This is a genomic window from Streptomyces sp. Ag109_G2-15, from assembly GCF_900215565.1.
Lineage (GTDB): Bacteria > Actinomycetota > Actinomycetes > Streptomycetales > Streptomycetaceae > Streptomyces > Streptomyces diastatochromogenes.
In genome coordinates this window covers 1562091-1583563 of the sequence record NZ_OCNI01000002.1, presented here as the reverse complement: position 1 = coordinate 1583563, position 21473 = coordinate 1562091, and the positions used below count along the sequence as shown (strand labels likewise).

Below are 21473 nucleotides of genomic sequence, written 5' to 3'. Positions count from 1 at the left end.
TCATGGCGCGTGTTCCGCCACTGATCACAGGATGCCGCACGCCACGGACAACGGGCCGGGCCTGTGGATAACCCTCAGGCGAGGTCGAGCAAGAACCACTCTGCGAGTGGTTCGACCTGGACATAGAGCCGGGAGCCCCGGGAGACGATCCGACGCCGACCGAGCCGGCCGCCGTCGGGGCGGACCAGGCGGCTCTCGGCGACCGGCTCCACGCAGGTCTCCGTCAGACGGCAGTCGACGATCCGGTCGTGCTCGTCACCGTACCCGCTGAAGAACACCGCCTGTTCGCCCAGGACGGCGAGCCCGCTCGCACCCCGCACCGGGTTCTGTCGCACCCGCACGACCTGGTCCTCGCCCACCTCCAGGAGCGGGAAGTCGGTGTACGGACACGCCCAGGCGGTGCGCCCCGCCACGTTCAGGGTGTAGCAGTCGGAGATCCATCCCGCGCCGGGCACCGGGCTGTAGGACCACAGGGGCTCGCCCGTGATGCTCCAGCGGCGCAGACCGGACGCGCTCAGCGCGTCGCCGTAGATGCCCTCGTCGAAATAGCCGAGCCAGAGGTCTCCCGCCCGGTCGGCCAGGAGGTGTTTGATGCCGTCTCCCACACGGAACGTGCCGGTCGCCCGGCCCAGTGCGTCGAAGACCTGGACCTGCTGCTCGTCGTCCTTGTCCGCCCGGGACGCCGCCAGCACGAACCCGCCGTCCGGCAGGGCCTCGACGCGAGGGCGCCAGGGCAACACCGTATGCAGGTAGGTCTCCTGGCACGCGCCGTCCTCGACAGTCACCACCAGCGCGTCGTACGGATCGGTGCCCTGGTCCTCGGGGTCCCGTTCGGTGAGCAGCCAGTGTGCCCGGCCGAACGCGTCGACCGAGCTGTGGACGATGTGCCGGTCGCGGTAGCCGCGCGGCAGTCGTGCGTAGGGCACGAGCCGCGTCTCGGGGCGCTCAGCCCGCATGAGCCTTTCTCGTCTTCATACGGCGATCCTCACCGGGCGGGATGCCGGAGAGCAACCCCTTTTCCGGCCCCGACGGCCCCACCGCACCGCGGTTATCCTGATCGCCAGCCGCCGATGAGGAGTCCCGAAGTGACCGAGGCAGTGTCCCGTCCCACGCTGGAGGCCGTGGCCGCGCGGGCCGGGGTGTCCCGGGCCACCGTGTCACGGGTCGTCAACGGCGGGGACGGGGTCCGGGAGCCCCTGGTCGAACGGGTCCGGCAGGCGGTCGAGGAACTCGGGTACGTGCCCAACCAGGCCGCACGCAGCCTGGTCACCAAGCGGCACGACGCCGTCGCCGTCGTCATCGCCGAACCCGAGGCCCGGGTCTTCGCCGACCCCTTCTTCGCGCTGCAACTGCGCGGCATCAGCAAGGAGCTGACGGCCCACGACAACCAGCTCGTGCTGCTGCTGACCGAGGGCCGCGCCGACCATGCCCGTGTGGCCCGCTATCTCGCCGGAGGCCATGTCGACGGCGCGCTGGTCTTCTCCCTCCACCTCGACGACCCGCTGCCCGGCCTGATCCGCAACGCGGGCGTGCCCACCGTGTTCGGCGGCCGCCCCGACTGGAGCGACGGCACCCCCGGTCCGCTGTACGTGGACAGCGACAACCGGGGCGGCGCCCGCGAGGCCGTACGCCACCTCGTGGACCTCGGCCGGACCCGGATCGCGCACATCACCGGCGCACTGGACCAGACCTCGGCGGTGGACCGGCTCGACGGCTACCGGGACGTCATGGGCGAGGCCGACCCCAGGCTCGTCGTGGAGAGCGACTTCACCCCGGGCGGCGGTGAACGCGCCATGCGGGAACTGCTCGACCGCTGCCCGGACGTGGACGCGGTGTTCGCCGCCAACGACCTCACCGCGCTCGGCGCCCTGCGCGTGCTGCGCGAGCGGGGGCGGCGCGTGCCCGAGGACGTGGCCGTGATCGGGTTCGACGACGTGCTGCCCGTCGCCGAAGAGGCCGATCCGCCGCTCACCACGGTCCGTCAGGACATCGAGGAGATGGGCCGGCTGATGGCCCGCCTCCTGCTGCGCGGCCTGGCCGGCCGGGCGCGCGGCGCGGCCCCGGCGGACGCGGCCGTCTCCAGCGTCGTCCTGCCGACGACTCTGATCCGACGCGCGTCCGCCTAGGGGGTGTGCCGCCGCCGGTGACGGCTCAGCCCTGCGGCGGCTCGCTCTTGATCACCGCGAAGCGGACGCCGTACGGGTCGGCGAGCTTGGCCATCCGGCCTACGCCCTCCATGGTCGTCGCCGGCATGCGTACCGTGCCGCCCAGCTGCTGTGCCTTCTCGACCACGGCGTCGGTGTCCTCGACCTCGAAGTACGGCAGCCAGTACGGGCCCGCCTCCGCCTCCGTCGGGTCGTCGGCCAGCGGGACGAACCCGCCGAACATCGCATCCTCCCCGGCACCGCCCGGGTTCACACAGGTGTACGAGCCGCCCGGGAACGGCACGGCCGACGTCTCCAGGCCCAGGACCCTCTGGTAGAACGCGGCGGCCGCCGCGATGTCCGGCGTGTACAGCTCGACCCAGCACAGCGCGCCCGGTTCGTTCGCCACGTCCACACCCTTGGTCTGCCCGGGCTGCCAGATCCCGAACGGCACGCCCGCCTGGTCGGCGAGGACCGCCATGTGCCCCTGGCCCATCACGTCCATGGGCTGGAACAGCACGCTGCCGTGCGCCTGTTCGGCCGCCTTGGCCGTGGCCTGTGCGTCCTCGCTCTGGAAGTACACCGTCCAGGCCGGCGGTCCCTGGTCGGGTCCGGTCTGCATGCCGCCGGCGACGGTCTTGCCGGCCAGCTGGAAGAAGCCGTAGCCGCCGGCGTCCGGCCCCGCCGACTGGAACTGCCAGCCGAAGAGACCGCCGTAGAAGGAGAGTGCGCCGTCGAGGTCGGGGGTGCCGACGTCGATCCAGTTCGGAGCGCCGTTGACGAAACGGGTGGTGAGCATCTTCGCCCTCCTTGAAAGGGGGTCCGGAAACCCCTGAAAGGGGGTCCGGAAGCGGGTCCCGTCCTCTGCACTGCCGAGTCTGGCACCGCCCACTGACAACCGCTGCCGGAGCGCCGCCGCACGCCGGACCGATGCCTCCGGTCGCCCTGGGCGCCGCGTCGGGTTCTCCGGGTCTTTACACCGCTTCGTTTTCACGCCGCTTCCGCGCGCCGCCGTGCGCGGGCGTTCGCGCGCGGAGCATCATCGGGGCGGCCCAGGGCTCCGGCGGGCGGGGCGTCAACGGACGACCCGGGTCGCGGCCGTGCCGTTGACCCGGCGTTGATCGAACGTTTTTCGCCGCCCGGCACGATCCTGCTCATGCACATCGACACGATCACCCCGGCCGACTCCGCCTGGCAGGCACAGGCTCTGTGCGCGCAGACCGGGGCGGACTTCTTCTTCCCCGAGCCCGGCAGCTCGGTGCGCGAGGCGAAGCGCATCTGCGCCATGTGCGAGATGCGCTCCGCCTGCCTCGACTACGCGCTCACCAACGACGAGCGTTTCGGCGTCTGGGGCGGACTCTCCGAGAAGGAGCGCCTCGCCCTGCGCCGTACGTCCAACTGACCGCGCCGCACGTCGTACCGACACCCGTCTCGGGCGTCGGCCCGAGAGCCGCTCAGCCCGCGGCCCGCGCCGCCATCCGCGCCTTGCGGGCCGCCAGCTTCTCGTCGAACTTGAGGGCCTCCGCGTCCAGGCCGCCCATGAAGAGGCCGAGTTCCTCCTGCGCCTGGCGGCCCTCCGGGCCGAGGCCGTCGATCTCCATGATCTTCAGGAAGCGCAGCACGGGCTGGAGCACGTCGTCGTGGTGGATGCGCAGGTTGTAGACCTCACCGATCGCCATCTGCGCGGCGGCCCGCTCGAAGCCGGGGATGCCGTGACCGGGCATACGGAAGTTGACCACCACGTCCCGGACCGCCTGCATGGTCAGGTCGGGAGCGAGTTCGAAGGCGGCCTTCAGCAGGTTGCGGTAGAAGACCATGTGCAGGTTCTCGTCGGTCGCGATGCGCGCCAGCATGCGGTCGCAGACCGGGTCGCCCGACTGGTGGCCGGTGTTGCGGTGCGAGATCCGGGTCGCCAGCTCCTGGAAGGCCACGTAGGCGATCGAGTGCAGCATCGAGTGCCGGTTGTCGGACTCGAAGCCCTCGCTCATGTGGGACATGCGGAACTGCTCCAGCTTGTCCGGGTCCACCGCGCGCGAGGTGAGCAGGTAGTCGCGCATCACGATGCCGTGCCGGCCCTCCTCGGCCGTCCAGCGGTGCACCCAGGTGCCCCAGGCGCCGTCGCGGCCGAAGAGCGAGGCGATCTCGTGGTGGTAGCTGGGCAGGTTGTCCTCGGTCAGGAGGTTCACGACGAGGGCGATGCGGCCGATCTCCGTGACCTTGGACTGCTCCTTGTCCCAGGCCTCGCCGTCCTCGAAGAGGCCGGGGAAGTTGCGGCCGTCGCTCCAGGGCACGTACTCGTGCGGCATCCAGTCCTTGGCGACCTGCAGATGCCGGTTCAGTTCCTTCTCGACGACTTCCTCCAGCGCGTACAGCAGCCGCGCGTCGGTCCACACGGACGGGCTGCCGAGGTGAGGGGAAGTGATCGTCACAGGAACTCCAGGGGGACGCCGAACTAAGGGGGAGAGACGGGGACGGTCCGGCGAGCGGTGCCGGAAACCTACGAGATCGTAGGCTACGAATCCGTAGGTTACGAAGCCGTAGGTTAAGTTCGCTGTAAAGATCGCTGATCAGCGCCCGCGGCCCGGCTCATTGAGGGCATGCCAAACGGCCCCGGGACCCGCAGGTCCCAGGGCTGTCGGAGCCACGGGATCACCCGTCAGGCATACAAGTCCCGCATGCGCACCGAGAGGCACGTCACACAGCCCTCGAGCTTCTCGAACTCGCCGATGTCCACCGTGACCACCTCGTGGCCGAGATCGGTGAGCAGCTCCGCCGTCTTCGGGGCGCTCGTCGCCATGAGCAGCTTGTGGCCGCCGAGCAGCACCACGTGCGCGCCGGACTCCTCCGGCACCGACAGGAAGCCCGGGAACAGCGACGGCCGGTCGACCATCGGGATGTGCCCGATGACCGTCCCGTCCGGCAGCGCGGTGACCGCCGACTTCAGGTGCAGCACCTTGCTCACCGGTACGGCGACCACGCGCGCGCCCAGCGGCTCGAAGGCGGCCCGCAGCTGCTGCACGCCGGCCGCGTTGGTGCGCCCGCCCCGGCCGACGTAGATCGTGTCGCCGACCTTGAGGACATCGCCGCCGTCCAGGGTGCCCGGCTCCCATATCCAGTTCACCGAGCAGCCGAGCCGGGCCACAGCCTCCTCGACGCCCGCGGTCTCCGCGCGCCGGGAGTCGGCGCCGGGCCGGGTGATCAACGCCACGTTCTTGTACATGACGACGGTGTCCTCGACGAACACCGAGTCCGGGCAGTCGTCGGCCGGGTCGACCTCGATCGTCTTCCAGCCGTGCGTGCCGAGCGCCTCTACGTACGCCTCCCACTGCTCGACGGCGAGGTCCACGTCGACCTTCTCCCGCTCGATGTGCGTCACCAGGCCTTCGGCGAGGCGCGGGCTGGGGCGGCGGACGAGGGCCTTCTTGCTGGGCACTAGGGGCCTTTCGATATCGGCGGTGCGGTTCCGGCGCCCGTGATGCGGCGCCGGTCCGCCATCATGCAGGGCACCGAGGCCAGGACAAAACCCTCGTTGTCAGGCTGTGCCCCTCCTGAGACCCCCGCCGGTCCGCCTAGACCGGATCCCCCAGGGCCTCGGGTGTGGTCTCCTTCAGTCCTCCCTCCTCCATCAGCAGCCACCGGGTGATCCCGATCGACTCCAGGAACGGCAGGTCGTGGCTGGCGACGAGCAGGGCACCTTCGTACGACTCCAGGGCCGTGGTCAGCTGCCGGACGCTCGCCATGTCGAGGTTGTTGGTCGGCTCGTCCAGCAGGAGCAGCTGGGGTGCGGGCTCGGCGAGCATCAGCGCGGCCAGGGCCGCCCGGAACCGCTCGCCGCCGGAGAGCGTCCCTGCGCTCTGGTCGGCCCGTGCGCCCCGGAACAGGAAGCGGGCCAGGCGCGCCCGGATCCGGTTGTTCGTGGCGCCCGGCGCGAACCGGGCCACGTTCTCGGCGACCGTCAGCCCGTCGTCCAGCACGTCCAGGCGCTGCGGCAGGAACCGCAGCGGGACGTGCACCCGTGCCTCGCCGGCCACCGCCGCCAGCTCCCCGGCGACGGTCCGCAGCAGTGTCGTCTTGCCCGCACCATTGCGCCCGACGAGGGCGATCCGCTCCGGGCCGCGCAGATCGAGGATCCCCTCGACACGCGCCCCGTAGGCCAGCTCCAGGTTCTCCAGGGTGAGCACCTCCCGGCCGGGCGGTACGGCCGTGTACGGCAGGTCGACGCGGATCTCGGCGTCGTCCCGTACGGCCTCCACCGCCTCGTCCAGCCGCTCCCTGGCCTCGGCGAGCTTCTCCTCGTGCATGATGCGGTGCTTGCCCGCGGAGACCTGTGCCGCGCGCTTCCTGAGCTTCATCACGGCCCTGGGCTCGCGCTTGTTCTCGTACATCTTGTCGGCGTAACGCGTCCGCTTGGCCAGCTTCGAGTGCGCTTCAACGAGTTCGCGTTTCTGCTTCTTGAGATCCGCCTCGGCGACCCGCACCATCCGCTCCGCCGCCTCCTGCTCGACCTCGAGGGCGTCCTCGTAGGCCGAGAAGTTGCCGCCGTACCAGGTGACCTCCCCGGAGCGCAGCTCCGCGATCTGGTCGACCAGGTCCAGGAGTTCGCGGTCGTGGCTGACGAGCACCAGCACGCCCGGCCAGGAGGCGACGGCCGCGTAGAGCCGCCGGCGCGCGTACAGGTCCAGGTTGTTGGTGGGCTCGTCGAGGAGCAGGACGTCCGGGCGGCGCAGCAGCAGTGCGGCCAGGCGCAGCAGCACCGACTCGCCGCCGGACACCTCGCCGACGGTGCGGTCCAGGCCGATGTGGCCGAGGCCGAGTTCGCCGAGCGTGACGAGGGCGCGCTCCTCGACGTCCCAGTCGTCGCCGAGCGTCTCGAAGTGCTCCTCGGACACGTCGCCCGCCTCGATGGCGTGCAGGGCGGCCCGCAGGGCGGCGATGCCGAGGGCCTCGTCGACGCGGAGCGTGGTGTCGAGCGTGACGTTCTGCGGCAGATAGCCGACCTCGCCGGTCACCTTGACGGTGCCGTCGGCCGGATTGAGGTCACCGGCGAGCAGCTTCAACAGGGTTGACTTCCCTGATCCGTTGACGCCGACGAGTCCGGTCCTGCCCGGGCCGAAGGCGATGTCGAGGCCGTCGAAGACGGAGGTGCCGTCGGGCCAGGCGAAGGACAGGGACGTGCAGGTGAGGGAAGTAGACATAAGGGCCTCGCGGTTGCTGGATGCGGTCTGGGCGGGCGCATGTCGAGACACCGCGAGGCGTAGACCGAAGAACCTGGGGCACTGAGAAGGGCCTGTGCCTGGGGGGACGGCTCGGACGCCGAGGTCGAACGCCACGCACACCTCACCGGTGTGAACGCGGTGTCTCAGGACCTCAGACGAGCAACGTCCTTCTCCAATCGACGGCAACAGGAACGTTGTAGACCGTACGAGGGGTCGGCGAGGGTGTCAACGCGATTGATTCACGCGCTCCTGGTGGCTGATCGCGTGCTCCTGACACGGCCCTCGCTCGTGTCGGATTTCTGCCAGTGTCCGCCCTGCCGGGGTCGCCGACACCGGCCATGCGGTGATCGCCGCGGGCGCCGACGGGCCGCTCAACGTGATGGTGGGCCCCGGCGCACCGACGGTCGCCGAGTCGGCTGTACTCGGCGTCGCCCGGATCAGCGCGGGCGCGGGTCTCGCCCAGGCCGCCCACGCCCTGGTCCGCCGCGCCGCGCGGGAGCCGCTGCGGGAGGGGACGTACGGGGGCGCCGGCCGACGGGTTCGCCTACGGCGAGCTGAACGCGCTGCTCACGCGCGCGTAGTGCGTAGCGCGCAGGCGATCAGCAGGCGTCCCGCATCAGCTCGGCCAGGTCGTGGTCGAGGTCCAGCTGCAGATGCTCCAGGCCGACCGGCACCAGGTCGCTGGTCGCCTGCAGGAAACGCCGTATCTCGCCGGAACGCACATGCACGATCGCGGTGCCCTCGGGGGCGTGGAACTCCAGTACGGTGCGGTCGTAGCCGTACGGCCGCACGCGCACGTCGCCGCAGCCCTCGGGGCCGTGCAGCCCGGCCGCGAGCAGCTCGCGGGAGAAGGTCCAGCAGACCTCGACGCCCTCCAGGGTGGCGGGCGCGGGGAAGGTCATGCGGACGGCGAACGGGTCGCTCCGGTCGTAGCGCAGCTTGGCGGGAATGCTCGGCATGCGCGGTGCGGCGGCGACGAGGCGGGCCTCTACGGGCTGCTCGATGACGGTGGACAACGCCTTGCTCCCTTGTGACGGCTGGACGTGCTTCCGGGCGGGTGAGGCCTGGCACTGGAAGAGACGAGAGAATCGGCCAATCCGTGCACGCCGGGAACGAGTGACCTCGGTCACCGCATTCATGCACAGGCCTACGGCCGTGAGGTCCTCTGGACGGCGGCGGGCCGGTGGGCTAGCTTCGCCCGCCATGAGGCGCTTGGGGAGCACGCGACGCAGGGGACGGACGGGCCGGCTGGTGGCGGCGGGGGTGGCGTCCGGGGCGGCGCTGGCCGCGCTGACGGTTCCGGCCGCCGAGGCGGGCCCGCTCGACCGGGGAGGCCGGGGAACCGTGCACTGGGAGGCGAAGAACAGCGGCACCCCGCAGGTGCGCTTCCGTGGCCTGTCCGCCGTCGACCGTGACACCGCCTGGCTGGCCGGTACGGCGGGCACCGTGCTGCGCACCACCGACGGCGGGGCGAGCTGGCGGAACGTCTCTCCGCCGGGCGCGGCCGATCTGCAGTTCCGGGATGTCGAGGCGTTCGACGCGCGGCGCGCGGTGGTGCTTGCCATCGGCGAGGGCGAGGCCTCCCGCGTCTACCGCACCGACGACGGCGGCGCGACGTGGACGGAGTCCTTCCGCAACACCGACCCGAAGGCCTTCTACGACTGCCTCGCCTTCTTCGACCGCCGTCACGGCCTCGCCATGAGCGACCCCGTGGACGGCAGGTTCCGCATCCTGTCCACCAGCGACGGCGGCCGCTCCTGGCGGGTACTGCCCGCCGACGGCATGCCCGCCGCCCTGGACGGCGAGGCCGGCTTCGCCGCGAGCGGCCAGTGCCTGGTCACCTCCGGGCCGAGGGACGTCTGGCTGGCGACCGGCGGCGGCGCCCACGCGCGCGTGCTGCATTCCGCGGACCGCGGACTGACCTGGACGGCCGCCGACACGCCGATTCCGGCGGCCGATCCGGCCAAGGGCGTCTTCGCGCTCGCCTTCCGCGACCGCACTCACGGACTCGCGGTCGGCGGCGACTACCGGCCCGACCAGACCTCGCCACAGGCGGCCGCTGTCACCGCCGACGGCGGCCGCACCTGGCGCCCCGCCGCCACTCCGCCGCCCGCCTACCGCTCCGGCGCCGCCTGGCTTCCGCACAGCCGCGGCGCCGCCCTCGCCGTCGGCCCCACGGGCACTGACCTGACCACCGACGGCGGCCGCACCTGGCGGACCATCGACACGGGCTCGTACGACACCGTGGACTGCACCGCCGACCTCGGCTGCTGGGCGGCGGGGGAGAAGGGGCGCGTGGCGCGGCTGGAGCGCTGATGCGGGAGGCCTGATCGCGGGTACCCGGTCACCGCGCACGAGAGGAAGTGAGCGGTCATGCCACGCGGTTCCAGCCCCAAGCGGGAACGCCAGTACGAACACATCAAGCAGAGCGCGCTGGACCGGGGAGAGAGCACGCAGCGCGCCGAGGAGATCGCCGCGCGGACGGTGAACAAGGAACGCGCCCGGTCCGGCGAGTCGAAGACCGCCAGCCGCACCTCCACCCAGGACATGTCGTCCGGCAAGCGGGGCGGCCAGAGGTCGGGCAAGGGCTCCCAGGGGCCCACCTACGATCAGCTGTACAACGAGGCCAGGCAGCGGGGCGTCGAGGGCCGTTCGCACATGAACAAGGCGGAGCTGCAGCGCGCGCTGAACGCGAAGAAGAGCTGAGCCCGGGGACTCAGCTCAGCGTCTGCCGGTGCTGCGCCAGTTCGGGGGCCGTCTTGGTGGCGACGAACTCCGTGATGCGGTACTCGCAGACCCCGGCGGCGATGAACGGGTCGCCGGCGGCGACCTCCTCGATGCGGGCCCGGTTCTCCGCCACGGCCAGGATCACCCCGCCGTCGCGGGGGGTCTTACGCCCGGAGGCGAGGAAGAAACCTTTCTCGTACTGCTCGTCGAGCCAGGCCACATGGGCCGGAATCACGGCGTCCACGGCGTCGAGCGGGGCGGTGTAGGACAGCTCCAGTACGAACATGATCGCGAGCCTACCCCCGGGCCCCGGACGGGCGTCGGTGAGCCGTACAGTCTTGGCCATCATGACGACCGTAGGCGTACCAGCGGGCTGGCCCGCGACCGAGGAAGAGGCCCGCGCCGTACAGGACGAGCTACGCGCGCGGGTGGTGCTCGACGAGCCGGGGCCGCCGCCCGGGACGGGGCACGTCACGGGCGTCGACGTCGCCTACGACGACGACCGCGACCTCGTCGCCGCGGCGGCCGTCGTCCTGGACGCGGCCACCCTGGAGGTCGTCGCGGAGACGACGGCCATCGGCCGGATCTCCTTCCCGTACGTTCCCGGACTGCTCGCCTTCCGCGAGATCCCGACCGTGCGCGCCGCCCTGGACGCCCTGCCCTGCCCGCCGGGCCTGGTGGTGTGCGACGGCTACGGCCTCGCCCACCCGCGCCGCTTCGGCCTCGCAAGCCACCTGGGCGTACTCACGGACCTGCCGACCATCGGCGTCGCCAAGAACCCGTTCACGTTCACGTACGACGACCCCGGGCCCGCGCGGGGCAGCTCCGCACCACTCCTCGCGGGCACCGAGGACGTCGGCCGCGCCCTGCGCACCCGGGACGGCGTCAAACCGGTGTTCGTCTCCGTCGGCCACCGGGTGAGCCTCCACAACGCCCTGGCGCACACCCTGGTGCTGACCCCGCAGTACCGCCTGCCGGAGACCACGCGCAGGGCCGACGCGCTGTGCCGGCGCGCGCTTCAGGAGGCGTCGATCCGCCAGGCGCCCACCTCCTGATACCGCGCGTCGTAGACGGCGGAGCCGTCGCCCGGCTCGAGGGCGTAGTGGTGGAGGTTCCCGCCCCAGTAACGCAGGATCCGCCCCAGCTCGCCCGCCCGGTCCGCCGCCGACGCGCCCTCGTCCACGGTCACTTCGAGTACGAACTTCACTTCTGTTCCGCCTCCTTCGGCCTGGGCTTCAAGCGTCTCATTGAAGTTCCCGGTGAAACTTTGAGCGAGTGGCCGCAGGTGGCTGGCCATTCCTGGTGCGGAAAGCCTCAAATGCAGGAGAAGGGGAGCCGGAGCCGGGTGAGTACGTCGTCTGAGTACGCGTACGGATGTGCCCCTGCCGCCCCGGCGGCAGGCTGGCCCGCATGACGACGCACCGTTCCGCCAGGACCGTGACCCGCCCCGCCCAGCCCGTCGAGCGCGCCGTGACGGCCGCCCTGGTCCTCGCCGTGGTGGCGGGGCTCGCCTGGATCGGCGGGATGTTCTGGACCCTGCTGGGATGGCAGATGTAGCGCCGGTGAGCTACTGCTTGGCGGCCACCCGGAAAGTGATCCCCGCCGCGCGCAGTCGCTCGGTCAGGGCGTCGCCCATCGCGGCGGCCGTGGTGACCTGGCCGGCGGTCGGCGGCAGCTCGTCGAAGGCCAGGCTGAGGGCCGCCTCCGCGAACATCTTCGCCGTCTCGTCGTAGCCCGGGTCGCCGCCCGCGACCTCGGTGAGGACGCGCTGCCCGCCGCCCTCGCCGACGAAGCGAACCCGGAACCAGCTCTTCGCCCGCTTCTCCGGGTCAGGGCCGTCCCCGGGCCGCAGCCGGTCCGACAGCCAGCGCCGGGCGGGCGGCAGTTGGGCGGCGGCCGCGACCGCGCCGACGGCGGCGATGCCGCCCGCGGCGACCGGAAGGTGCCGGACCGCCGCATAGTGCCGGTAACGGAAGTCGGGGCCGTACCGGTCCAGGGCCTTGGCCGAGCGGCGCACGATCTGCGGGTCGATGGTCGGCAGCGGCACCGCCCAGGCGCCGACCTCCCTGGCGAACCGCGGCGCGCCCGTCGGTGCCGCCACCCGGCGTCCCATCAGGCGCGGCTCGTGCCGGCCGCGTTCGCGGGCCGCGGCCACCATCTGCCGCCCGCGCGCGAACTGGTTCAGCGCCGAGGCCAGGGTGCCCCCGGAGAAGGCCGCGTCGGCGGTGACGAACCCGTCCACGGTCAGCGGCACGCCCTCGGGCAGCTGCCGGACCGTGAAGTACACGCCCAGGTCGTGCGGTACGGAGTCGAAACCGCACGCGTGCACGAGGCGGGCGCCGGTCTCCCGCGCGCGTGCGTCGTGCCGGACGTACATCAGGTCCACGAACTCGGGCTCGCCGGTGAGGTCGAGGTAGTCGGCCCCGGTGTCCGCGCAGGCGGCGACGAGTTCCTCGCCGTAGGTGACGTACGGCCCGACGGTCGTGGCCACCACGCGCGCGTGCTCGGCGAGTGTGCGCAGGGTGGCCGGTTCGCGCACGTCGGCCCGCAGCACCCCGATGCCGGAGCCGCCGGGCAGCCGGTCGCGCAGCCGCTCCAGTCTGCCCTCGTCGCGGCCGGCGATCGCCCAGCGCAGGTCCTCGGGAGCGTGCGCGGCGAGGTACTCCGCGGTGAGCGTGCCGACGAAGCCGGTGGCCCCGAAGAGCACGATGTCGTAGGGACGGTCCGTCCTTTTCAGCCTGCTCATGACACCCCTTGGTCGTGCAGCCCGCGCCGCTGTCGGTGGCTGAGGCTAGCGTGAAGTGTGCGGACCCCGGACACGGCCTCGGCAGGGCCGGCCGGGCACTTGTCTAAGCGCTTGCTCGTTGAGGTCTTGTGTCCGGTGGAACGTGTTCTTAGCATCACCGGTGTTACATCATTGGTGTCACATGTGCTTGGGGGCAGGACGGCATGACGACGGCAGGGACGCCGAGGACGTCGGGGGACGGCCCGCTCTCAGGCGTGCGCGTGGTGGAGCTGGCCGGCATCGGGCCGGGCCCGTTCGCCGCCATGCTCCTCGCCGACCTGGGCGCCGACGTGGTCCGGGTGGACCGCCCGGCCGGTCCGGGCCTCGCGATCGACCCTGAGTACGACGTGACGAACCGCAACAAGCGCTCGGTCGTCGTCGACCTCAAGGCGCCGGACGGCCCCGCACGCGTCCTGGACCTCGCCGCTCGGGCCGACATCCTCATCGAGGGCTACCGCCCCGGGGTCGCCGAGCGGCTCGGCGTCGGCCCCGAGGACTGCCACGCCCGCAACCCCCGCCTGGTCTACGGCCGGATGACCGGCTGGGGCCAGGAAGGGCCCCTCGCCGACCGCGCCGGGCACGACGTGGCGTACATCGCCCTCACCGGGACCCTCGGCATGATCGGCCGCCCGGACGAGCCCCCGGCCGTCCCCGCCAACCTGCTCGGCGACTACGCGGGCGGCTCCCTCTACCTGGTCGTCGGCGTGCTCGCCGCCCTGCACCACGCGCGCGCGACCGGCACCGGTCAGGTCGTGGACACGGCCATCGTGGACGGCGCCGCGCACCTGTCCGCGATGATCCACGGCATGCTGGCCGCCGGCGGCTGGCAGGACCGGCGCGGCGCCAACCTCCTGGACGGCGGCTGCCCGTACTACGGCACCTACGAGACCGCCGACGGCGGCCACATGGCGGTCGGCGCGCTGGAGGCGCGGTTCTACGAGGAGTTCCTGCACCTGCTCGGCCTCGACGACCTGGTCCCGGCCCGCAAGGACTGGACCCGCTGGGGCGAGCTGCGCGAACGGGTCGCGGCCCGCTTCAAATCCCGCACGCGGGACGAGTGGACTGCCCTCTTCGAGGGCTCCGACGCCTGCGTGGCCCCCGTCCTCTCCCTCCGTGAGGCCCCGCACCACCCGCACCTGGCCGCCCGCGGCACCTTCACGGACCACGGCGGCATCACCCAGCCCGCCCCCGCCCCGCGCTTCTCCGCGACCCCGACCACGGTCCGCACCGGCCCGGCCCTGCCGGGCGCCGACACCGAGACGGTGGCGCGGGACTGGGGCATACCTGACCTCGTGAACGACGACCTCGTCAGCGAAGGCGACTGACTCCGGAGAAGGCGACCGACTCCGCCCGCCTGACGAGCGTCCACCGGACGACCACCCGCCCTCGGCGACCGACTCCCGCTCGGCCCACCCTCCCGAAAGGCACTTCAGTGAGCACCGAAGCGTACGTGTACGACGCGATCCGCACCCCGCGCGGCCGCGGCAAGGCGAACGGCGCCCTGCACGGCACGAAGCCCATCGACCTGGTCGTCGGCCTCATCCACGAGATCCGCGACCGCTTCCCGGGCCTCGACCCGGCCGCGATCGACGACATCGTGCTCGGCGTCGTCGGCCCGGTCGGTGACCAGGGCTCCGACATCGCCCGGATCGCCGCGATCGCCGCCGGACTGCCGGACACGGTCGCGGGCGTCCAGGAGAACCGCTTCTGTGCCTCGGGCCTGGAGGCCGTCAACCTGGCCGCCATGAAGGTCCGCTCGGGCTGGGAGGACCTGGTGCTCGCCGGTGGCGTGGAGTCCATGTCCCGTGTGCCGATGGCCTCGGACGGCGGCGCCTGGTTCAACGACCCGATGACCAACCTGGCCGTCAACTTCGTGCCGCAGGGCATCGGCGCCGACCTCATCGCCACCATCGAGGGATTCTCCCGGCGGGACGTCGACGAGTACGCGGCCCTGTCCCAGGAGCGCGCCGCGACCGCCTGGAAGGAGGGCCGCTTCGACCGCTCCGTGGTCCCCGTCAAGGACCGCAGCGGCCTGGTCGTCCTCGACCACGACGAGCACCCGCGTCCCGGCACCACCGCCGACTCCCTCGCGAAGCTCAAGCCGTCGTTCGCGGACATCGGCGAGCTGGGCGGCTTCGACGCCGTCGCGCTGCAGAAGTACCACTGGGTGGAGAAGATCGACCACGTCCACCACGCGGGCAACTCCTCCGGCATCGTGGACGGCGCCTCGCTCGTCGCGATCGGCTCCAAGGAGGTCGGCGAGCGCTACGGCCTCACCCCGCGCGCGCGGATCGTCTCCGCGGCGGTCTCCGGCTCCGAGCCCACCATCATGCTCACCGGACCCGCGCCCGCCACCCGCAAGGCGCTCGCCAAGGCCGGCCTGACCATCGACGACATCGACCTGGTCGAGATCAACGAGGCGTTCGCCGCGGTCGTGCTGCGCTTCGTGAAGGACATGGGCCTGTCCCTGGACAAGGTCAACGTCAACGGCGGCGCCATCGCCCTCGGCCACCCGCTCGGCGCGACCGGCGCGATGATCCTCGGCTCGCTCGTGGACGAACTGGAGCGCCAGGACAAGCGGTACGGCCTCGCCACCCTCTGCGTGGGCGGCGGCATGGGCATCGCCACCATCGTCGAGCGCATCTGAACTCCCCGCGGAACCACGAGACTTCAGACTTCAACGGAGACGACTGTCATGACCGAGAGCACCACCATCCGCTGGGAGCAGGACGACACCGGTGTCGTCACCCTCGTCCTCGACGACCCCAACCAGTCCGCGAACACCATGAACCAGGCGTTCCGCGACTCCCTCGCCGCGATCACCGACCGCCTGGAGGCCGAGCAGGAATCCATCCGCGGCATCATCTTCACCTCCGCCAAGAAGACCTTCTTCGCGGGCGGCGACCTGCGCGACCTGATCCGGGTCACGCCCGAGACCGCGCAGGACCTCTTCGACGGCGGCCTCGCCATCAAGCGCAACCTGCGCCGCATCGAGACCCTCGGCAAGCCGGTCGTCGCGGCGATCAACGGCGCGGCCCTGGGCGGCGGTTTCGAACTGGCCCTCGCCTGCCACCACCGGGTCGCCCTCGACACCTCCGGCACCAAGATCGGCTGCCCCGAGGTCACCCTCGGCCTGCTGCCCGGTGGCGGCGGAGTCGCCCGCACCGTACGGCTGCTGGGCATCGCGGACGCCCTGCTGAAGGTGCTCCTCCAGGGCCAGCAGTACAACGCGCGACGCGCCCAGGAGAACGGTCTCGTCCACGAGGTCGCCGCGACGCCGGAGGAGCTGCTGGCCAAGGCCCGCGCCTTCATCGACGCCAACCCCGAGTCGCAGCAGCCCTGGGACAAGCCGGGCTACAAGATCCCCGGCGGCACGCCCGCCAACCCGAAGTTCGCCGCCAACCTGCCGGCCTTCCCGGCCACCCTGCGCAAGCAGACCAACGGCGCCCCCTACCCGGCCCCGCGCAACATCCTCGCCGCGGCCGTCGAGGGCTCCCAGGTCGACTTCGAGACCGCCCAGGTCATCGAGGCCCGCTACTTCGTGGAGCTGGCCGCCGGGCAGACCTCGAAGAACATGATCCAGGCGTTCTTCTTCGACCTCCAGGCCGTCAACTCCGGCGCCAACCGCCCCAAGGGCATCGAGCCCCGCCAGGTCCGCAAGGTCGCCGTCCTCGGCGCCGGCATGATGGGCGCCGGCATCGCTTACTCGTGCGCCCGCGCGGGCATCGAGGTCGTGCTGAAGGACGTCTCCCTGGAGGCGGCCGTCAAGGGCAAGGACTACTCCGAGAAGCTGTGCGCCAAGGCCGTCGCCAAGGGCCGTACCAGCCAGGAGAAGGCCGACGCGCTCCTCGCCCGCATCACCCCCTCCGCCGAGGTGTCCGACCTCGCGGGCTGCGACGCGGTGATCGAGGCCGTCTTCGAGGACACCACGCTCAAGCACAAGGTGTTCCAGGAGATCGAGTCGGTCGTCGCACCGGACGCGCTGCTGTGCTCCAACACCTCCACCCTGCCCATCACCGCCCTCGCCGAGGGCGTGGAGCGCCAGACCGACTTCATCGGCCTGCACTTCTTCTCGCCGGTCGACAAGATGCCCCTGGTCGAGATCATCAAGGGCGAGCGCACCGGTGACGAGGCCCTCGCGCGCGCCTTCGACCTGGTCCGGCAGATCAACAAGACGCCGATCGTCGTCAACGACTCGCGCGGCTTCTTCACCTCCCGGGTGATCGGCCACTTCATCAACGAGGGCGTCGCCATGGTCGGCGAGGGCATCGAGCCCGCCTCCGTGGAGCAGGCCGCCGCCCAGGCCGGCTACCCGGCCAAGGTGCTCTCCCTGATGGACGAGCTGACCCTCACCCTCCCGCGCAAGATCCGCAACGAGTCGAAGCGGGCCGTGGAGGAGGCAGGCGGCACCTGGTCCGCGCACCCGGCGGAGGCGGTCATCGACCGCATGGTCGACGAGTTCGGCCGCCCCGGCCGCAGCGGCGGCGCCGGCTTCTACGACTACGCGGAGGACGGCAAGCGGGCCGGGCTGTGGCCGGGGCTGCGCGAGCACTTCACCAAGCCCGGGTACGAGATCCCGTTCCGCGACATGCAGGAGCGGATGCTCTTCTCCGAGGCGCTCGACACCGTACGGCTCGTCGAAGAGGGTGTGCTGACCTCGGTCGCCGACGCCAACATCGGCTCCATCTTCGGCATCGGCTTCCCGGGCTGGACCGGCGGTGTGCTCCAGTACATCAACGGCTACGAAGGCGGCCTGCCGGGATTCGTGGCACGCGCGCGTGAACTCGCCGAGCGCTACGGCGAGCGGTTCACCCCGCCCGCGCTGCTCGTGCAGAAGGCGGAGCAGGGGGAGCGGTTCAGCGACTCAGCCCGCTCCTGACCCTCTGAGCCACTCGCTCAGCTCTTCCCGCAGCGACCGCTGGAACGTCGTCAGCAGCGCCTGCACCACCAGGGGGTGCATGTGCGCCGACAGGGACTTCACATCCCGGGCGTCACGCTCCGCCACCTCGCCACGGAAGAGCTGAGCCAGCTCATGGGCCGCGGCGCGCGAGTGCTCGGTGAGCACCTTGCGCGCCGCGAGGATCGCGTCCTGCGACAGCGGTACGTCCAGCAACTGGACGCCGAGCCGGAGCAGCCCGGAGTCGACACGGAACGTGTCCCCGCCGTCGCCGTCCCCGTCCTCGTGTACGACGACACTCATCGCCGTCAGCCGCTCGATGTCCTCGGGGGCGAGCGGCCGTCCGGCGCGCCGCTCGAGTTCCCGCCGGGACACCGTCTCCACCAGGTCCGGCGCCCAGGACGCGACCACCGCGCGGTGGATGGCCAGGTCGTGCGGGGTGAGGTCCGGTGGTAGCTGCCCCAGGTACCGCTCGATCGCCGCGAGCGTCATGCCCTGCTGCTGCAACTCCTCGATGAGGGCCAGCCGTGCCACGTGCCCGGGCCCGTAGTGACCCACTCGGCGTGCACCGATCACCGGCGGCGGGAGCAGCCCCTTGCTGCTGTAGAAGCGCACGGTGCGGACCGTGACGCCCGCACGGGCGGCCAGCTCGTCGATGGTGAGGGTCGGCTCCTCGGCCTCGGTTGTCATGTGCAGCAGTATCGCTGTCTCACCATCGCTGTGACACCTCTGGTGAACACCGGGTGAACCCTGTATGGATCATGTGAGAAGTAACGCTCTGTGACATGGGCCATCGCATACCCGGTGATCTCTCTGGGAAGCTGCTGCCTTGGTCTGTGCCGCGACCAACCAGGGTGGTGCGGGCCGAGAACATACGGACACCCGGGCCCACGAGGTCCGGGCGCACCAGGAAGTGGTACCACCCGTGAGCAAGGACGCAGTGCAGTCGGCACAGGCCGCCGCCCATCCCCAGGCGGCCCAGACGCCCGCGGACGCGGGCGACGCCGGCTACAGCAAGGACCTCAAGGCCCGCCACGTCAACATGATCGCCATCGGCGGCGCCATCGGCACCGGCCTCTTCCTGGGCGCCGGCGGCCGCCTCCACAACGCGGGCCCGGCGCTCGCCCTGGCCTACCTGGTCTGCGGCGTCTTCGCCTTCTTCGTCGTCCGGGCCCTCGGCGAGCTGGTCCTGTACCGGCCGTCCTCCGGCTCGTTCGTGTCGTACGCGCGCGAGTTCCTCGGCGAGAAGGGCGCCTACGTCGCCGGCTGGATGTACTTCCTGAACTGGTCGACCACCGGCATCGCCGACATCACCGCGATCGCGCTCTACACGCACTACTGGAGCATGTTCACGTCCATCCCGCAGTGGGTGCTGGCGCTGATCGCCCTCGCGGTGGTCCTCGCCGTGAACCTGATCTCGGTGAAGATCTTCGGCGAGATGGAGTTCTGGTTCGCGATCATCAAGGTCGCCACCCTGGTGAGCTTCATGTTCGTCGGCATCTTCCTGCTCGCCACCCAGCACGAGGTCGGCGGCCAGAAGCCGGGTCTGAGCGTCATCACCGACCACGGCGGCGTCTTCCCGCACGGCCTGATGCCGGTCGTCCTCGTCATGCAGGGCGTGATCTTCGCGTACGCCGCCCTCGAACTGGTCGGCGTCGCCGCCGGCGAGACCGCCGAGCCGGAGAAGGTCGTCCCGCGCGCGGTGAACTCGATCATGTGGCGCGTGGGCCTGTTCTACGTCGGCTCGGTCGTGCTGCTCGCCCTGCTGCTGCCCGGCTCGGTCTACTCCGCCGACCAGAGCCCGTTCGTCACGGTCCTGTCGAAGATCGGCGTCCCGGCGGCCGGTGACGTGATGAACCTGGTCGTCCTGACCGCCGCCATGTCCTCGCTCAACTCCGGCCTGTACTCCACCGGCCGCATCCTGCGCTCCATGGCCATGGCGGGCTCCGCGCCGAAGTTCACCGCCCGGATGAACCGCAGCCAGGTCCCCTACGGCGGCATCCTGCTGACCTGCGCGGTCTGCGTGCTCGGCGTCGGCCTGAACTACCTGATGCCCAGCCAGGCCTTCGAGATCGTGCTGAACGTCGCCTCCCTCGGCATCATCAGCACCTGGGTGATCATCATGATCTGCCACCTGGTCTTCGTCCGCCGCGCCCGCGCGGGCCTGGTGACCCGGCCGCACTTCCAGCTGAAGTTCAGCCCCGTCACGGAGATCGCGACGATCGTCTTCCTGCTGGTCTGCCTCGGCATGATGTGGAACGACCCCGAGGTCGGCCGCAAGACCCTGCTGCTCATCCCGGTGATCGCCCTGCTGCTGGTCGCCGGCTGGTTCGGGGTACGCCGCCGGGTGTCCAAGGACACCGACACGGAACTGTCGGAGCTGACGAAGTAGCAGCTTCTGAGCTGACGAAAGAGCAGCTCACCGCCACTGTCAGTGGCATCGCCTACGGTGGCGTCATGTCGGAGATCACGTATGTCCGGGGTGACGCCACCGTTCCATCGGTCAAGGGCGCCAAGGTGATCGCCCATGTCTGCAACGACATCGGGGGCTGGGGGAAGGGCTTCGTCCTGGGCGCGGTCCAGAACCTGTCGTCGTACGGTCGGGGGAGCGCCCTGAAGGGGCGCGGGGAACTGCGCGACCAGCCACGTACGTTCTGCAGACACCAACTGGCCGGAAGACCCACGACGCAGGGAACCCGGCCCACCAGCGGAGCGGCATGCGACTGGTGAAGCGCGGTATAGCAGTGACGGTCTACGACCACGGGGAGGGCGGGGGATGACCGTACAGGAAGGTGCCCACGACGTTCTGGTGCTGGGCGGAGCCGGTGTCGACACGATCGTGTACGTCCCGGAGCTGCCGCTCCCGTACGCCGACAGCTACATGATCGACTCCGGGATCCGTACCCGCGCCGGGCAGACCGGTGACTTCGTCGCCCTGGGACTGGCCGCGCTGGGACTGCGCACCCACCACCTCGACCTGCTCGGCGACGACCCCGAGGGCGACCTCGTCCGGGTCCTGCACCAGGAGCGGGGCGTCGGGCTGACCGCGCTCCCGCAGCCCGCCGGGACCAAGCGCGCGGTGAACCTCGTCGGCCCGGACGGGCGTCGCCTGTCCCTGTACGACACCAGCCGCGCCCACCCCGACGACCGCTTCCCCGAGGAGACCCTGCGCACGCTGGCCACGGCGAGCCGGCACGTCCACGTGACCATCACCCAGCCCTGCGCCCACGCGCTGCCGGTGCTGGCCGAGTCGGGCGTACCCCTCTCCACCGACCTGCACGACTGGGACGGCGAGAACCCGTACCACGAGCCGTTCGCGCTCGCGGCGGACGTGGTCTTCCTCTCCGCGGCCGCACTCGCCGACCCCGAGCGGACCATGCGGCGCATCGCCGAGCGCGGCCGGGCCGAGGTGGTTGTCGCCACCGCGGGCGCCGAGGGCGCGTATCTGCTGGCCGACGGCGAGCTGACCCGGATACCGGCGGCGGACCCGCCCGCGCCGGTGGTCGACTCCAACGGCGCGGGCGACGCCTTCGCCGCCGCGTTCCTCTACGGCCGCCTCACCGGCGAGCCACCCCGGCGGTGCGCCCGGTACGGGGCGGTCGCCGGGGCGTACGCCTGCACGGTCCCGGCCGCCCGCGCGGAGGCGATAGGCCGGGACGAGCTGCTCAAGCAGGCGGCGGCCGGGTCGAGACCCTGAGGCGCCC

Annotated in this window: 21 protein-coding genes and 2 pseudogenes; 13 read left to right on the top strand and 10 right to left on the bottom strand. The window is 71.4% G+C overall.

All coding sequences use genetic code 11. The features are described from left to right. Nucleotides 1–74 precede the first annotated feature (74 nt). Nucleotides 75–956, bottom strand: a complete 882-nt coding sequence (locus tag CRP49_RS43570) for a hypothetical protein (protein WP_097258849.1) — start codon at nucleotides 954–956, stop codon at nucleotides 75–77. 129 nt (nucleotides 957–1085) lie between these two features. Between CRP49_RS43570 and CRP49_RS43565 the strand changes: the two genes are divergently transcribed. Then, nucleotides 1086–2126: a LacI family DNA-binding transcriptional regulator gene (locus CRP49_RS43565; protein WP_097258848.1), complete on the top strand. Its 1041-nt coding sequence runs from the start codon at nucleotides 1086–1088 to the stop codon at nucleotides 2124–2126. Nucleotides 2127–2151: 25 nt separating this feature from the next. Here CRP49_RS43565 and CRP49_RS43560 read toward each other — a convergent pair whose 3' ends face one another. Continuing rightward, nucleotides 2152–2943 carry a VOC family protein gene (locus tag CRP49_RS43560; protein ID WP_097258847.1) on the bottom strand — a complete coding sequence of 264 codons (792 nt, stop codon included), beginning with the start codon at nucleotides 2941–2943 and terminating at the stop codon, nucleotides 2152–2154. A gap of 357 nt (nucleotides 2944–3300) precedes the next feature. Between CRP49_RS43560 and CRP49_RS43555 the strand changes: the two genes are divergently transcribed. Then, nucleotides 3301–3546, top strand: a complete 246-nt coding sequence (locus tag CRP49_RS43555) for a WhiB family transcriptional regulator (protein ID WP_097259341.1) — start codon at nucleotides 3301–3303, stop codon at nucleotides 3544–3546. Nucleotides 3547–3598: 52 nt separating this feature from the next. Here CRP49_RS43555 and CRP49_RS43550 read toward each other — a convergent pair whose 3' ends face one another. The 3 genes from CRP49_RS43550 to CRP49_RS43540 all read right to left on the bottom strand — a co-directional run bounded on the left by CRP49_RS43550 (nucleotide 3599) and on the right by CRP49_RS43540 (nucleotide 7339). After that, the gene (locus tag CRP49_RS43550; protein ID WP_097258846.1) at nucleotides 3599–4573 is read right to left on the bottom strand and encodes an acyl-ACP desaturase; all 975 of its coding nucleotides are present in this window, start codon (nucleotides 4571–4573) and stop codon (nucleotides 3599–3601) included. Nucleotides 4574–4800: 227 nt separating this feature from the next. Beyond that, nucleotides 4801–5577, bottom strand: a complete 777-nt coding sequence (ddaH, locus tag CRP49_RS43545; RefSeq protein ID WP_094217472.1) for a dimethylargininase — start codon at nucleotides 5575–5577, stop codon at nucleotides 4801–4803. Between the two features lie 136 nt (nucleotides 5578–5713). After that, nucleotides 5714–7339: an ABC-F family ATP-binding cassette domain-containing protein gene (locus tag CRP49_RS43540; protein ID WP_097258845.1), complete on the bottom strand. Its 1626-nt coding sequence runs from the start codon at nucleotides 7337–7339 to the stop codon at nucleotides 5714–5716. Between the two features lie 400 nt (nucleotides 7340–7739). On the opposite strand from CRP49_RS43540, the pseudogene CRP49_RS49495 reads away from it, so the two are divergent. Then, nucleotides 7740–7799, top strand: a pseudogene (locus CRP49_RS49495) (hypothetical protein); the annotation flags it as partial. Nucleotides 7800–7959: 160 nt separating this feature from the next. On the opposite strand, the gene CRP49_RS43530 reads toward CRP49_RS49495, so the two are convergent. Then, nucleotides 7960–8376: an SsgA family sporulation/cell division regulator gene (locus tag CRP49_RS43530; protein WP_097258844.1), complete on the bottom strand. Its 417-nt coding sequence runs from the start codon at nucleotides 8374–8376 to the stop codon at nucleotides 7960–7962. 187 nt (nucleotides 8377–8563) lie between these two features. Between CRP49_RS43530 and CRP49_RS43525 the strand changes: the two genes are divergently transcribed. After that, complete coding sequence (locus tag CRP49_RS43525; protein ID WP_179852041.1) at nucleotides 8564–9676, top strand: oxidoreductase; 1113 nt, start codon at nucleotides 8564–8566, stop codon at nucleotides 9674–9676. A 57-nt stretch (nucleotides 9677–9733) separates the two neighbouring features. Beyond that, a complete protein-coding gene (locus CRP49_RS43520) occupies nucleotides 9734–10066 on the top strand; it encodes a plasmid stabilization protein (protein ID WP_097258843.1) in 333 nt (110 codons plus the stop codon). Between the two features lie 10 nt (nucleotides 10067–10076). On the opposite strand, the gene CRP49_RS43515 is transcribed toward CRP49_RS43520, so the two are convergent. After that, nucleotides 10077–10373, bottom strand: coding sequence for a YciI family protein (locus CRP49_RS43515; protein ID WP_097259339.1), 297 nt, complete (start codon nucleotides 10371–10373; stop codon nucleotides 10077–10079). Between the two features lie 61 nt (nucleotides 10374–10434). On the opposite strand from CRP49_RS43515, the gene CRP49_RS43510 reads away from it, so the two are divergent. Beyond that, the gene (locus CRP49_RS43510; RefSeq protein ID WP_097258842.1) at nucleotides 10435–11142 is read left to right on the top strand and encodes an endonuclease V; all 708 of its coding nucleotides are present in this window, start codon (nucleotides 10435–10437) and stop codon (nucleotides 11140–11142) included. On the opposite strand, the gene CRP49_RS43505 is transcribed toward CRP49_RS43510, so the two are convergent. Beyond that, nucleotides 11106–11294: a hypothetical protein gene (locus tag CRP49_RS43505; RefSeq protein WP_094217478.1), complete on the bottom strand. Its 189-nt coding sequence runs from the start codon at nucleotides 11292–11294 to the stop codon at nucleotides 11106–11108. The two genes, CRP49_RS43510 and CRP49_RS43505, sit on opposite strands and share 37 nt — an antisense overlap. 203 nt (nucleotides 11295–11497) lie before the next feature. Between CRP49_RS43505 and mmpA the strand changes: the two genes are divergently transcribed. Continuing rightward, nucleotides 11498–11644, top strand: coding sequence for a morphogenic membrane protein MmpA (mmpA, locus tag CRP49_RS43500; RefSeq protein ID WP_257033834.1), 147 nt, complete (start codon nucleotides 11498–11500; stop codon nucleotides 11642–11644). A gap of 10 nt (nucleotides 11645–11654) precedes the next feature. Here the strand turns inward: mmpA and CRP49_RS43495 are convergent, their stop codons facing one another. Then, on the bottom strand, nucleotides 11655–12833 hold the full coding sequence (locus tag CRP49_RS43495) for a trans-acting enoyl reductase family protein (RefSeq protein WP_097258840.1): 1179 nt from the start codon (nucleotides 12831–12833) through the stop codon (nucleotides 11655–11657). Nucleotides 12834–13036: 203 nt separating this feature from the next. On the opposite strand from CRP49_RS43495, the gene CRP49_RS43490 reads away from it, so the two are divergent. The 3 genes from CRP49_RS43490 (at nucleotide 13037) to CRP49_RS43480 (ending at nucleotide 17751) form a co-directional block, all read left to right on the top strand. Further along, entirely contained in the window at nucleotides 13037–14197 is a 1161-nt protein-coding gene (locus tag CRP49_RS43490; protein WP_179852040.1) for a CaiB/BaiF CoA-transferase family protein, read from the top strand. A 107-nt stretch (nucleotides 14198–14304) separates the two neighbouring features. Further along, on the top strand, nucleotides 14305–15519 hold the full coding sequence (locus CRP49_RS43485; protein ID WP_094217482.1) for an acetyl-CoA C-acetyltransferase: 1215 nt from the start codon (nucleotides 14305–14307) through the stop codon (nucleotides 15517–15519). Nucleotides 15520–15567: 48 nt separating this feature from the next. Continuing rightward, the gene (locus tag CRP49_RS43480) at nucleotides 15568–17751 is read left to right on the top strand and encodes a 3-hydroxyacyl-CoA dehydrogenase NAD-binding domain-containing protein (protein WP_097258838.1); all 2184 of its coding nucleotides are present in this window, start codon (nucleotides 15568–15570) and stop codon (nucleotides 17749–17751) included. On the opposite strand, the gene CRP49_RS43475 is transcribed toward CRP49_RS43480, so the two are convergent. Continuing rightward, nucleotides 17737–18459, bottom strand: a complete 723-nt coding sequence (locus CRP49_RS43475; protein WP_097258837.1) for a MerR family transcriptional regulator — start codon at nucleotides 18457–18459, stop codon at nucleotides 17737–17739. The two genes, CRP49_RS43480 and CRP49_RS43475, sit on opposite strands and share 15 nt — an antisense overlap. A gap of 235 nt (nucleotides 18460–18694) precedes the next feature. Here CRP49_RS43475 and CRP49_RS43465 point away from each other — a divergent pair, with 235 nt between their 5' ends. From CRP49_RS43465 to CRP49_RS43455, 3 genes and pseudogenes are all read left to right on the top strand, one after another. Continuing rightward, nucleotides 18695–20161, top strand: coding sequence for an amino acid permease (locus tag CRP49_RS43465; protein WP_097258836.1), 1467 nt, complete (start codon nucleotides 18695–18697; stop codon nucleotides 20159–20161). Nucleotides 20162–20226: 65 nt separating this feature from the next. Next, nucleotides 20227–20340: pseudogene (locus CRP49_RS43460) on the top strand (Appr-1-p processing protein); the annotation flags it as partial. Between the two features lie 205 nt (nucleotides 20341–20545). Beyond that, nucleotides 20546–21466 (top strand): adenosine kinase, encoded by a 921-nt coding sequence (locus tag CRP49_RS43455; protein WP_097258835.1) that lies wholly within the window; start codon nucleotides 20546–20548, stop codon nucleotides 21464–21466. Nucleotides 21467–21473 lie beyond the last annotated feature (7 nt).